General features: G+C 32.3%; 11 protein-coding genes. 9 read left to right on the top strand and 2 right to left on the bottom strand.

Translation table 11 applies throughout. The annotated features are described in order from the left end of the window. Positions 1-230: 230 nt before the first annotated feature. On the bottom strand, positions 231-974 hold the full coding sequence (locus tag FN795_RS01810; RefSeq protein WP_142449066.1) for an SDR family NAD(P)-dependent oxidoreductase: 744 nt from the start codon (positions 972-974) through the stop codon (positions 231-233). A 349-nt stretch (positions 975-1,323) separates the two neighbouring features. On the opposite strand from FN795_RS01810, the gene FN795_RS01815 reads away from it, so the two are divergent. The 7 genes from FN795_RS01815 to FN795_RS01850 all read left to right on the top strand — a co-directional run bounded on the left by FN795_RS01815 (position 1,324) and on the right by FN795_RS01850 (position 10,478). Further along, positions 1,324-3,132, top strand: coding sequence for a type VI secretion system Vgr family protein (locus tag FN795_RS01815; protein WP_142449068.1), 1,809 nt, complete (start codon positions 1,324-1,326; stop codon positions 3,130-3,132). 5 nt (positions 3,133-3,137) lie between these two features. Then, a complete protein-coding gene (locus tag FN795_RS01820) occupies positions 3,138-3,482 on the top strand; it encodes a hypothetical protein (protein ID WP_142449070.1) in 345 nt (114 codons plus the stop codon). A 2-nt stretch (positions 3,483-3,484) separates the two neighbouring features. Continuing rightward, the gene (locus FN795_RS01825) at positions 3,485-5,419 is read left to right on the top strand and encodes a phospholipase effector Tle1 domain-containing protein (protein ID WP_142449072.1); all 1,935 of its coding nucleotides are present in this window, start codon (positions 3,485-3,487) and stop codon (positions 5,417-5,419) included. After that, positions 5,403-6,572, top strand: a complete 1,170-nt coding sequence (locus FN795_RS01830) for a DUF2931 family protein (RefSeq protein WP_142449073.1) — start codon at positions 5,403-5,405, stop codon at positions 6,570-6,572. Before FN795_RS01825 ends, FN795_RS01830 begins: the two co-directional genes overlap by 17 nt. Before the next feature lie 460 nt (positions 6,573-7,032). Further along, the gene (locus FN795_RS01840) at positions 7,033-7,932 is read left to right on the top strand and encodes a hypothetical protein (protein WP_142449075.1); all 900 of its coding nucleotides are present in this window, start codon (positions 7,033-7,035) and stop codon (positions 7,930-7,932) included. A 13-nt stretch (positions 7,933-7,945) separates the two neighbouring features. Next, on the top strand, positions 7,946-10,048 hold the full coding sequence (locus FN795_RS01845) for a COR domain-containing protein (protein WP_142449077.1): 2,103 nt from the start codon (positions 7,946-7,948) through the stop codon (positions 10,046-10,048). Continuing rightward, positions 10,017-10,478, top strand: a complete 462-nt coding sequence (locus FN795_RS01850) for a TIR domain-containing protein (protein WP_142449079.1) — start codon at positions 10,017-10,019, stop codon at positions 10,476-10,478. The genes FN795_RS01845 and FN795_RS01850 overlap by 32 nt, the downstream gene beginning before the upstream one ends. Before the next feature lie 100 nt (positions 10,479-10,578). Here FN795_RS01850 and FN795_RS21390 read toward each other — a convergent pair whose 3' ends face one another. Beyond that, a complete protein-coding gene (locus tag FN795_RS21390) occupies positions 10,579-10,719 on the bottom strand; it encodes a hypothetical protein (RefSeq protein WP_167498046.1) in 141 nt (46 codons plus the stop codon). 281 nt (positions 10,720-11,000) lie between these two features. Here FN795_RS21390 and FN795_RS01855 point away from each other — a divergent pair, with 281 nt between their 5' ends. Together FN795_RS01855 and FN795_RS01860 are read left to right on the top strand one after the other, a co-directional pair. Further along, complete coding sequence (locus FN795_RS01855; RefSeq protein WP_026729627.1) at positions 11,001-11,417, top strand: OsmC family protein; 417 nt, start codon at positions 11,001-11,003, stop codon at positions 11,415-11,417. 51 nt (positions 11,418-11,468) lie between these two features. After that, on the top strand, positions 11,469-12,239 hold the full coding sequence (locus FN795_RS01860; protein WP_142449081.1) for an alpha/beta hydrolase: 771 nt from the start codon (positions 11,469-11,471) through the stop codon (positions 12,237-12,239). The last annotated feature ends 115 nt before the right edge of the window (positions 12,240-12,354 follow it).

Below are 12,354 nucleotides of genomic sequence, written 5' to 3' on the forward strand. Positions count from 1 at the left end.
GAATTATGAATTATGAGTTTTTATATGCTGGTGATTTAACCGCAATCCCGATAGCTATCGGGGGCAAAGATTTTTAACTCATCTGGCTTTATAAAAACGCAAAGATCGCAAAGCTATGTGTATCATAACTTTGCGACCTTTGCGTATCCCGATAGCTATCGGGATTGCGCGCTTTGCGGTTAAAAAATTTTGTGGTTATAAATCAACTCATAATTCATAACTCATAACTTTTAAGCAAGCACCATTCCCCCATCCATAATGAAATCAGCGCCGGTGATGAATTTTGCTGCGTCGCTGGTTAAATATGAAACCATTTTAGCAACATCTTCCGCTTTGCCCATTTCTTTAAGTGGTACTTTTTCGATTACAACATCCATAATACCTTTTACGGTGGTTTCGTCTAAACCGACTTTTTTCATTACTTCTGTTTCTGTTGGACCCGGACTAACGGAATTCACTCTTATTTTTCGTGGCGCTAATTCCAACGCAGCCGATTTCATAACCGAATTCAAAGCCGTTTTGCTTGCCGAATAAACCGAAGATCCCGGCCCCGGCATACTCGCAGTATTCGAAGAAAGAAACACTACCGAAGCCCCTTCTTTTAAAATTGGAATAAATTTGCTTAAAGTAAAATAAGCGCCTTTCAAATTGACATTCATAATACTGTCATACAATTCCTCAGAAGTTTGTTCGATAGTTCCCAGGCCCGCAATTCCTGCATTGATAAAAAGAATATCAACCGCACCGAAATCTGCTTTCACTTTAGCAACCAGATTCTCAATATCTGCAACACTTGACTGGTCTGCCGTAAATGCTATTACACCTAATTCCTGCGCTGCTTTTTCAATAGCTTCTTTTCGTCTTCCGGTAATAATAACCTGAGCGCCTTGCTCTTTTAATTGTTTTGCTGCGGCGTAACCAATACCGCTGTTTCCGCCTGTGATTACGGCTACTTTATCTTTTAAATTGTCCATTATTTTATGTTTTTAAATTAATGGGACAAAGTTAGATTGGAAATTAGGTTGGTTTTTTGGTGGTATCATGGAGTATACTTAATCTTTATTTTTTGATCATGAATAAGAAGCTGTTTCCTGCTGTCCGCTGTATCTTTTGTGGTGAACACCACCACAAAAGGATGTCGCTTCCATCAGGGCTAGAGCACTCGTTTTTATAAGAAGTTATATTGGGTTATATTTTAAAAAAAAACTTATCCTATCAAAAATAAAACTTTTTAATACAATATTTCCTATTAAACAAATATACGTTTACTAAATATTTTTTTTTTTAAGTATCCACTTATCTAACCAAAACGCACATAAAATTATGGCACATTTCTCTGACCAAGTACATATTACGATTGGAGGTTTTACCCAAAACATTATTTATTATGATTTGAAACTGTCACAAAAAATGGCAGATCATCATTATTTTTCATTTGTCTGGAAATATAACGCAAAAGCAGTCATTCCTCCCGCAGAGCAAGATAAGGCAATGAAAAGCTACAATGGAAATGAAGTTATTTTTACTTTCAAAAGTCTTACAGGAATAAAACTGATGAGCAAAGGCATAATAACCGGACTGACTTCAGTAGACAAGAATGGAAGCCCGGTCGGCCTTCATGTAAGCGGAACAAGCCACAGCATTGTTATTGACGGCATGCCAAAATCCAGAACCTATCTTGAAAGAGGAATGGATGATATTGTGCTGGATCTTTTGTCTGAAGGCCCAACTGAGTTTTATCAGAGAGATGCAATCAGGTCGACCTATTTGAAGGAATTCAGCTATATGGCACAATATAACGAATCCAATTTCAATTTCCTCAAAAGGCTGGCGCAGCGTTATGGTCAATGGTTTTATTTTGACGGAATGCGCATGCAGTTTGGGCAAATCAAAAACACAAAAATAAGACTCATCAACGGGGCATCACTCCATGACTTTACCATACAGGCCAATATGAGTGCGCATAAAATTTCGCTGGGCGGTTATGATTATTATAATGCAACCAATATCCGAAATTCATCAGCCAGAACCACATCAGGAAGCAAAGACGGTTTAGCGTCAAATATTGGATTTAATCAAGGAACCGTTGCTCAGCCTGATTTGACTGTCGGAGCTTATACCAATAATGCACAAAACAAAGATGAACTTGAAGAAATGATCGCACTGCAGACAGCAGCAAGCGATGCCAACAGTGTGTATTATAGCGGAATATCTTATTTTCCGTTAGGACTTGGACAGATGTTTATGATTATAGACCAAGATACAGAACGCCATCTTGTTTGTATAGAAGCCACACACCACTCTGAAGTACATGGCAATTACACTTGTGAATTCAAAGCAATTCCTGCCGATGTATCGGTACCGCATTATACAGATACAAAAGTTTTTGCTAAGGCAGAAACCCAGCCGGCAAAAATAAAAGACAACAACGATCCTGAAGGACTTGGGAGAGTAAGAGTTGAATTTTATTGGGGAATGGGAAGTACAAAAAGTCAGTGGATCAGAATGATCCAGCCACATACAGGAGCCGGAAAAGGATTTTATTTTATACCTGAAATTGGTGAAGAGGTATTGGTTGGTTTTGAAGGTGGTAATGCTCAGTGTCCTTATGTTATGGGAGCGCATTATAACGGACAAGCAAAATCAGATTTTTATGACTCCAAAAACAGAATTAAAGGTTGGAAACTTCTTTTTGGTCAGTTATTTAAATTCATAGAAAAAGTTGGCATCTGGCTTTCAGACCCAAGTGGTAATGAATTGCACATGAATGAAGAAACTAAAAGTACAACCTTGACCGTGCCTGAAACTTTGACGCTTAACTGCAAAAATTTAATTATTAATGCTTCTGAGAGCATTACTACTACTGCGGGAACGCATATAAACGAAACGGCAACTTTAAACAAGACTTTAAGTATTGGCGGAATTCTGGACACTAGTGTAGGCTTGGATAAAAGGTTATATGTAGCTGGAGACAGTCATAAACAAATTGATGGTGATTCAAATTCAGAAGTTAAAAAAGATAGAAATGTAGCTTCTGAAAGTAAAATTATTACTCAAAGCGATTTGGGCCACGAGTTTCATTCTGATAAAGGAATACAAAACAACAGCAGTGAAGCAACCAGACAAAATTAGTAAAGATGTCAATCAGAACAATTAGCGGTGTAACCATAATGGGAAACAGCATTGAAAATTATAGTTTTCATAATTCGAAAAACAGTGCCTATTTTTTAATTAGAAAGGACTCTGTCAACTATAGTGATCCCTTCGGCAATTATATGACAAGCTCGTCTTGCCATATCAGAATCAATTTTGAAGCTTTCAGGTTAGAAAAAATGGGCGATGAAATCAGAAAATCTGATGGCTCTAGAGTTATCATGATGCCTAAAGAACAAATTCAAGAGATTGCCAACAAAACTTTTTACGCAGATGGCCAGTTTAATGCTATTGACTTTTTAACCTATACCATAACCGAAGAACTATAATTATGTCAGAATATATTAGAGTAAAAGGAAATATTACAGAAAAAACAGGAGGAACTTCCAGAGTTTATGCCAAAGGCGGAATTGAGCATAACTCCAACGGATTTATAGATTATTTTGCTGAAAACTATACTTATGGCGAACCAGAAAAATATGTGCCCAAACAGCCCGAAAACTCCATAAATGTATACTTGGGAATGTTTTTTGACGGTACAGGAAACAATCGTTTCAATTCTGACAGTGTTTATTACTCGAAAATTAGAAATAATACCGACAGGATAGACCCAAAAGATATTCCTGCAAACAAAGAAACAGAAATTACAATAGAAGATAAGGATAAAAAAAGTAAAAAAATAAAAGTAAAAATTACAGATCGTGATAGCTACTGGAATCCTTATTCGAATATCGCCAAACTTTTTGATTTATATAAAACTATTAAAACAAAGGACTATGAAGATAAAAAAAACTATCCCAAATATGGCAAACATGTAATTCTTAAGCAATATGTAGAAGGCATTGGTACAAAACAAGGAAAGCCAGATGATATTTTGGGCTCAGGCTTAGCCAGAGACACTTGGGGTGTAATAAGTCGGGTAACTGAAGGTGTCGAAAAAGTAGTACAAGATCAATTTAGTGCAGTACCCAAAGGCAAAAAAATCAATAAAGTTGTAATTGATGTATTTGGCTTTAGCAGAGGAGCTGCTGCGGCAAGGCATTTTTGTAATGAAGTAATGAAAGAAGCCACATACAGAAATGAAATGATCAATGATCCTTATGATAAATACCCCATCCCTTCTGGAAAAATAATAATTGATAAACATGCCGGAGGGAAATTAGGATTCGAGCTTAATGCAAAAGGATATCTGCCTGTTAGAGAAACCTACAAAATAGAAATTCGTTTTTTAGGTCTTTTTGATACCGTAATATCAGATATGGTTGTAAAAGAAAATATGGGATATAAATTAGGGCTTGGCGCGCCCATTATACCTCTTTTGAGTCTTGCTCCTTTGGCTCAAGAAGCATTGCCAGAAATAAAAACTAATATAGGAAGTCTGAAAATAGGCAAAGTTTTTCATATAAAAGCTTCTACAGAATGGAGAAAAAACTTTGCTTTTACCCCTTCAGAACAAGGTTATACGCTAGGTATGATTGGTTCTCACTCCGATATTGGCGGCGGATATGCAGAGTTAACCCATTACGAACCTGTACTAAGTTATTTTGATGTGCCACTTGGCAATACAGAAGTCCTCAGCCAAATGCAGAAATTTAAGCAATTTTATACAGAGAGATTTATCTGCAGTAATGAGGAGTTGCAATTTATAAACACCTACGATCACGTTACTGAAACCAGTATTTCGCCAAATTCTATGGAAACAGGCGTATCCAGTAGAGAGTTAAAAGCACCCAATGATTTTCCTGATGAAGGAAAAACCATCTCAAAGAACACAATGTATCAAGTATATCAAACCAAAAAATCAGATCATTATGTACTAAAAGATTCTAGATATATTTCAAACAAGTATTCGCTAGTGCCCATGCAGCTTATGCTGGAAAAGGCAATAGAAAACGATGTGCCTTTTGTAAACAATTATAAAAAAGCAGATCCACCAGTTAAATATCCTTTTGAGTTTGAAATTCCCGAAACCGAATCATTTGATGCATTGCGAGAGTACTTAGAAATCATGCGAGTAGCTTCAAAAGAAGAAAACAAAGACAAAGATTCAACCTACGAGATAAACTATGAGATCTACAAACACATACACCATAACTACGTTCATTTATCAGCACATTACGGCGGTTTAGAAAATGATTTTTTAACAGTGCAAACAGGAGATCATCATTTTTTATCAGACTATGTTTTTGTAAATGAGCCAGTTGAACCAATTACAAAAGAAGATAAAGTAATTTATAAAAGAGAAATTTATGTACCAAAAAGTTAGATTTTTTTTATACTGCTTTTTAATCATTGGTTTATTTGCAAGCTGTCAGCCCAAAGATACATTTGACTGGAATGCTGGTTTATCCGCACCAAAATATTATGGAGCAACTGGACCTTTTGTTGAGTTTTATTATCATGGAAAAAGCATTGCTGGCGCATCTTCTGGCGCAGGAATAGATCAAGGCTGGGGCATTACTAGTGGTGGTTATGTTGGCGGTGACAAATACAAGCCCGTTCCCGATAGCATTGCGGTAAATTGGATTTGTGCAGTTGATAGATATTATTACGAAGCAGGAATTAAATTGCCCAGAAATAAAATGCTCGAATTGTTTCAAAAAAAAGTGATAGATTCTTATGGTGTTCAACAAGAATATAGTCTGATTGTAGCAGGAATGGCTCCTGGCGGAAATGTCACGATATGGATGCAGGGAGGAACTGGCAGTACTGAAATATGCAAATTTAAAGCAAAAAATAAGGGTATATGGAAAGATAAAGATCCCGACTATAATAAATATATAAAGGAGTATCGAAATTTATCTGACGGATTTAAGGAATCCTTTATTTATTGGAAAATTCATGGTATTCCTTATTCTGTCTGGGAAAAAGGAGAAAAAGAATATCCATATGATATTGGTTTCACGACTCAAGAAGAAGATAAAAGAGATTATAGTATAGCCATTGCGGGCTACACCAAAGATGGCAGTATAATATATTCAAATGAAGATCCGATTCCATACATAAAATGGAATGAAAATGTAAAGCTAAATGTTGCAAAAGGTAAAAAACTTCCTGTACAATTTTGGATGCGATGGCATTCAAGAGATGGTAAGGAATGGTATGAATCACAAATTGTTTTGCCAACTAATTTAGATAAACAACTATTAAAATTTCAAGAAAAATACGGCAATAATATATTTCTTACTGTAGGAATGGATAAAGTATCGGAAGATAAATCATACACATTTGGAAGGATATGGATTGAAAATTTTAAAGAAAAAATAGAAATAATGAAATTTAGAGCTGCCAAATTCAATTTAGAAAAAAATGATTTTGAAATATCGCAATATTCGCTTCCAAAAGATTTCGTATTTCCTAAATGGCAAGGCAGAGAGCCTATTGAGTTTCCGGAATTAGATTATTGGCAGGAAAAGTAGAGTTATGAGAAACACCGCTGGCGCGAGCGTCCCGCCCCTGTCCACATTAATTTCAATCCAACTTTACTTTCACGAGCGAGACGCTCGCGCCAACAGGGGTCTTACAGCAAATTCAAAACAATTTAGACTTAAAAGATATCCCCTGCTTTGTTTATTCAACAAGCATAAAACCGTCATACAAAGAAAAATGCGATAATCTAGGCGTAAAAGCCTTTCTTATAAAATCTTATTCTTTTGAGGCTTTCTCCGAAATTCCAAAGACTATTTTGAGTATTATTGAAGAATAAAAATGATGAAGCAAGATGTTTCTTTTAGAGAAGGTCTCGTTTTTTTATTTGTTCTCACTCAATAATCCAGTATAAATACGCATTGTTTCTTTTTTAATTTTCATTACACTTGTGATATTTTGAAATAAAGTATTTTAAAAAAATGTTTGAAAGAAAATCAGTAAAAAAAGAGAATGGATATTGAGAATTCTAGCAATGGATACTGCAATCTAATTTTTATCGGCAAACAAGGTAGCGGTAAAACATTATTAATCAATAAGATCTTTAAAAAAAAGGATACATTATGGGTTAATAATGGAGTAGATATACTTGTTTCAGATAATTATCACAACGTTAAAACAAACATCAAGGAAATAAATTCAATAAGTGATAAAGAATTAAGTTACTTAAAAACTCACCTTGAAGTGAGGACTATTTTTATTCTAATTAGTTCTCAATTCGAAAATGAAAGTTTAGACTATGAGAAAAGCACTATTAATTCGATCAATACAGAATTCCCAAGCTCGATAATTTTAGTTTATGTTAATGGGGAAATTGATGAAAATCTTCAAAGTGTTTTTTTAAAACTACATAAAAACATTCGAGATGTTTTTTTTATCTCGGATTTAAATACTGATGAATTATTAAATTTCAGTGATATCTTAAATAATATAATAATTAATTTTTGTACAAACAGATTAAGATCTGTAAAAAAAGAAATTAGTAACAGCATTAAGTTTAAGGACAAATATCTTGATATTGGAAATTCTTATTTAACAAGCCTTTATGAAGTCCCTGAGTTATTTTCCTGTTACCATTTGGAGACCTTAATTATAAGCAATGAATGGGGAGAATTTATAAATAACAGATGGAGAAAAGGTCGAAGTGAAAATATTAGAAGAAATTATAATATTGATAGTAGTCATATAAATTTTTATACTAATAGTAAATATAGTAATATTAATAGCAATAACTGTATTGGCTTTATTCCCGAGGAAATAAAAAACCTAACTAATTTAAGAAACTTAGTTATGGGTGGTGACTGGCATACAGATAAAAAAAAATGGTTAAGAGGAAGAATTATAAATAATTGATCCATTAAAAAAATTGACCAATCTCGAATATTTAAATCTCAGCAATAATATTATACAAAAAATACCAAATCTTAATTTACAGCATTTAAAGTTTTTGTACTTAAATAATAATAAAATCGACTCAATTTCTCTGAAAGGAAAATTACATTCACTAGCTGAACTATATTTAAGTAATAACTTAATAAAAAGTCTTGTTTTTTTCAAAAAAGTTGAACTGCCAGCAATATCCACTTTAGATATCCATGGAAATCTAATAAAAGACTTAGAACCTTTAAAGGAAATAATTTTAAATTTAAATATTACTAACTCAAAATGGCAGAAAAACACAGTAAATATTGCAAAAAACTCACTTCAAAAACCACCAATAGAAATAGTTAATATTGGAAAAAATGCTGTCTTAAATTATTTTGAAGAAATATCCGAAGGTAAAAACTATATTAATAAGGAAGTTAAGGTTATACTGGTTGGAAATAGTGAAGTTGGAAAAACAACTTTGGCAAAATATTTAGATGATGAAAAGGATTTGGATAAAGAACATAATTCGACACATTGGTTGGAAGAAAGACGGATTTCAAGTAAAAATTTGTTAGAAAAATTAAATCAAAGATGTACGATAAACTTGTTTGATTTTGGAGGACATGACTATTTTCATGATACACATCATTTATTTTTTAGTTCAAATACTATATATATTCTTTTATGGGATGAAAAAAGTAATTGTTTGAATCAAAGAACAATTATGCAAAAAACATCAAAAGGAATTGAAAAAGAGGTTGAATTTCAAGATTTCCCTTTAAAATACTGGCTAGAATCAATTAAATATTATATTAAAGAAGATAATAGTGAAATATTTGATTTTAAAGAAGAATCTTCAAGTGAATTTAACAGTGATGTTTTAATAGTCCAAAATAAAGTTTTTAAACAAGAAGATTTAATTTTTTTAAATAATCAAAAATTAAAAGAGTCTTATCCTTTTATTTATGACATCATTGGTGTTTCAATAAAAGAAAAGCGAAAAATTGATTATTTTGATGTGATTTTACTTGAAATGCTAAATAAAACATCAATTATTGGGGTTAAATTACCTGATTTTTATGGCAAAGTAAAAGACGCTATAAAAAACTATGATAAAGATCCTATAATTACTTTTAAAGAGTTTTCGATTTTTTGCAATTCACTTAAAGATGTAAAAATCACCTTAGAACAATCAAAATTTCTAGCCAACTATTTAAATCAAGTTGGAGTACTTATGTACTATCCTAACTCTGATCAAAAAGACATCATATATATTAATAAAAAATGGGTAATAGACAAAGTTTACAAAATATTAGAAGATCTATATGAAAAGGGTGGTGAATTTAATGAAGAATATTTAGATGAAGTTTTCCCACATATCTTATCTATAGAGCAAAAGTATAGCATACTAAAATTAATGATGGATTTCAAAATCATATTTAAAAATCCATATAATGATTTATTTATAGCTCCTCTGTATTTACCCGAAAAACCTATTCAATCTGTAGAAATGTTCATTGATAATAATATCAAACCTTACAGAAAATTTTTATATAAAGGCTATATTCATAAGAATGTAATTTTACATATTTTTCAAGAATACGGTGAATTAGTAATTAGCGAAAAAAAAGGATCAAACATTTATTACTATTATTGGAAGAACGGACTAGTAATAAAAGATCCTATAACTAATGAAATTATTAAAATATTATTTAATCTAGGAGATGAAGTAGGGAACGCATCTATTGATCTTTATAAGGTCAATAACTCTAATGATACACCTTTTGTATTTCAATTGATTAACAAAATAAACCAAATTAACATAAAATATGATGTTGATGAAATGATAACAATTGATGGTAGCAATTACTTACCGCTTAATGTAATTCATGAGAATGAAAATAACGGTAATTGGACATTTTTCTATGATAATAAATACTACAAACTCACTAATTTCAAGAAATTTTTAAAAAAACCAACTGTAATGAAAAAAATTTTTCTGTCATATTCTAAACAAGACTTAGGGCTTGTTAATAAATTCATAGAGCATCTAGCCTCTCTACAATTAGATGGAAAAGTATCTTATTTGGTATTGCAGTGAATTAGAAGCAGGCTCTGAATGGAATAAAGATATTCAATCTAATTTTGATGATTCCGATATCATTTGTTTTATGATAAGTCCAAATTTTATGAAAACTAAATATATACATGAACATGAAATTGCAAGAGCTTTTAAATTAAAAGAAGAAAAACCTAGTTTAAAAATCGTTCCAATAGTATTAGATTTCTGCAGATGGACGACAGATAATAATAATTTAGGACAATTTACAGGTTTACCATATACTGCAAAACCAATTGTAGATTTTGATAATGAAAACATGGCATGGTATATTGTTGAAGAATGCTTAAGAATAATGATTGAAAAAGATTTAAATCCAAAAGGAGATGATTTTTACCGTGAACACCTACCGGCAGATGTTTTAAAAATATACCAACGTATTGTTGAAGGGAAAGTTGACAAGAAGGGCTAAATATCTCTACTAATATAGACTGTCCCCGCTCGCGCTAGCAGAAGAAAAACTTATATGAAAGAGACAGTATAAAACTGTCTCTTTTTTAAATCATAATTCATCAATCCTTTGGCTTGTGATCATGTTCTTTTAAAGGAGGGTAATCCTTCTTTTTGTCAGGAGTTACACGTCTTCTTTCATCTAATGATCCGTCTTCTTTTTTCGGTTTTGGACCAGGTTTAATTGCTTCAACTGCTTCCATAATCTTATTTTTTTAATTATTATTTAAGATGTAGTGACCATCACTATCTTAAAACAAATAACATGAATAAATCCAAAGTTTATTTATGGAAAACCATAATTGAAAAATATTCAAAAAGAACTTTTCTTCTCACTTCCTATTTTTATTTATAATTATAAATATTTTTTATAACAACAAAAAATTATTAATTTGATTAATAAACACCTTCACCATACCTTTGCTTCATCAAAATCAAAGAAATGATTTGATCATCTTAAAAATAACTTTAAAAAATAGAAATCATGAAATTTACAAGAAGAGCAAACGCAAACTGGAAAGGTACAGGAATGGAAGGAAAAGGAACCATTAGTACACAAAGCACAACTTTAGATAATGCACAATTATCTTTTAAAACGCGTTTCGAGCAAGGTGTTGGAACTAATCCTGAAGAATTAATCGCAGCGGCACATTCTGGCTGTTTTACTATGCAATTAAGCTTTTTATTATCGGAAGCTGGTTTTGTTCCAGAAGATTTAGACACAGTAGCTAAAGTAACTTTTGAAGACGGAACGATCACTTTAATTGCTTTAGAACTTACTGGAAAAGTTCCTGGAATCTCTGAAGAAGATTTTCAGAAAACAGCTCAAAAAGCAAAAGAAATTTGTCCAATTTCTAAATTGCTAAATACTGAAATTACTTTGGCTGTTACTTTAAATTAATTCTTCAATAACAATATCAAAAATCAATATCAATTTTAAAATCTAAATAAAATGAAAACAATATTTAAAAGCTTTTTAGCATTCGCAGTAATAATCTTTAGTTTAGTATTTACAACAGCCAACGTAAACGCTCAAACTGCTCCTAAAATTAAAAACGTAGTATTAGTTCACGGTGCTTTTGCAGACGGATCAGGATGGAAAGGCTTGTATCAGGTTTTGACTAAAAAAGGGTATAATGTAACCATCGTTCAGAATCCGTTAAGCTCTTTGGAAGATGATGTTAAAGCAACTAATTTAGCTCTAGACAAACAAGACGGACCAACAGTTTTGGTTGGACATTCTTGGGGTGGAACTGTAATTACTGAAGCTGGAAATCACCCAAAAGTTGCTGCTTTAGTTTATGTTGCAGCTTTACAACCTGATAACGGAGAAAACTCTATTCAATGGTTACAAACTGCTCCTCCGGCTCCTGAAAATGGTGTCTTAGCTCCAGATGATAAAGGAATTGCTTATTATGACAAAGCTAAATTTCACGCTGGTTTTGCTGGTGATTTAAGCAAAGAAGATGCTGAATTTATGTTTGCTTCGCAAGGTGCATTTCACGCTCAAGGTTTTGGAACACCAATTACCAAAGCAGCATGGAGAACTAAACCTTCATACGGAATCGTAGCAACTGAAGATAAAAGTATCAACCCTGATATCGAACGTGCAATGTACAAACGTTCTAACACTAAAATCACTGAAATAAAAGGAAGCCATGTGGTATTTATTTCTCAGCCTGAGAAAGTTGCTAATGTGATTATTGAAGCTTCTAAAAAATAATTATTAATTATTAATTATCAATTCAATATAAGCTTGTCATTTCTCCCTTCGGTTGAAATGATAAAAACATAAAATTCCAAATTCCAAGTCTTAACAAAATTGGAATTTGGAATTT

The sequence above is a fragment of the Flavobacterium resistens genome (assembly GCF_900182645.1).
In the GTDB taxonomy this organism is placed as follows: domain Bacteria; phylum Bacteroidota; class Bacteroidia; order Flavobacteriales; family Flavobacteriaceae; genus Flavobacterium; species Flavobacterium resistens.

Excerpts from the sequence above, each read along its gene's own strand:
- FN795_RS01810 (WP_142449066.1), bottom strand. The coding sequence starts at position 974 with ATGGACAATTTAAAAGATAAAGTAGCCGTAATCACAGGCGGAAACAGC.
- FN795_RS01815 (WP_142449068.1), top strand. The coding sequence starts at position 1,324 with ATGGCACATTTCTCTGACCAAGTACATATTACGATTGGAGGTTTTACC.
- FN795_RS01820 (WP_142449070.1), top strand. The coding sequence starts at position 3,138 with ATGTCAATCAGAACAATTAGCGGTGTAACCATAATGGGAAACAGCATT.
- FN795_RS01825 (WP_142449072.1), top strand. The coding sequence starts at position 3,485 with ATGTCAGAATATATTAGAGTAAAAGGAAATATTACAGAAAAAACAGGA.
- FN795_RS01830 (WP_142449073.1), top strand. The coding sequence starts at position 5,403 with ATGTACCAAAAAGTTAGATTTTTTTTATACTGCTTTTTAATCATTGGT.
- FN795_RS01840 (WP_142449075.1), top strand. The coding sequence starts at position 7,033 with ATGGATATTGAGAATTCTAGCAATGGATACTGCAATCTAATTTTTATC.
- FN795_RS01850 (WP_142449079.1), top strand. The coding sequence starts at position 10,017 with ATGGAAAAGTATCTTATTTGGTATTGCAGTGAATTAGAAGCAGGCTCT.
- FN795_RS21390 (WP_167498046.1), bottom strand. The coding sequence starts at position 10,719 with ATGGAAGCAGTTGAAGCAATTAAACCTGGTCCAAAACCGAAAAAAGAA.
- FN795_RS01855 (WP_026729627.1), top strand. The coding sequence starts at position 11,001 with ATGAAATTTACAAGAAGAGCAAACGCAAACTGGAAAGGTACAGGAATG.
- FN795_RS01860 (WP_142449081.1), top strand. The coding sequence starts at position 11,469 with ATGAAAACAATATTTAAAAGCTTTTTAGCATTCGCAGTAATAATCTTT.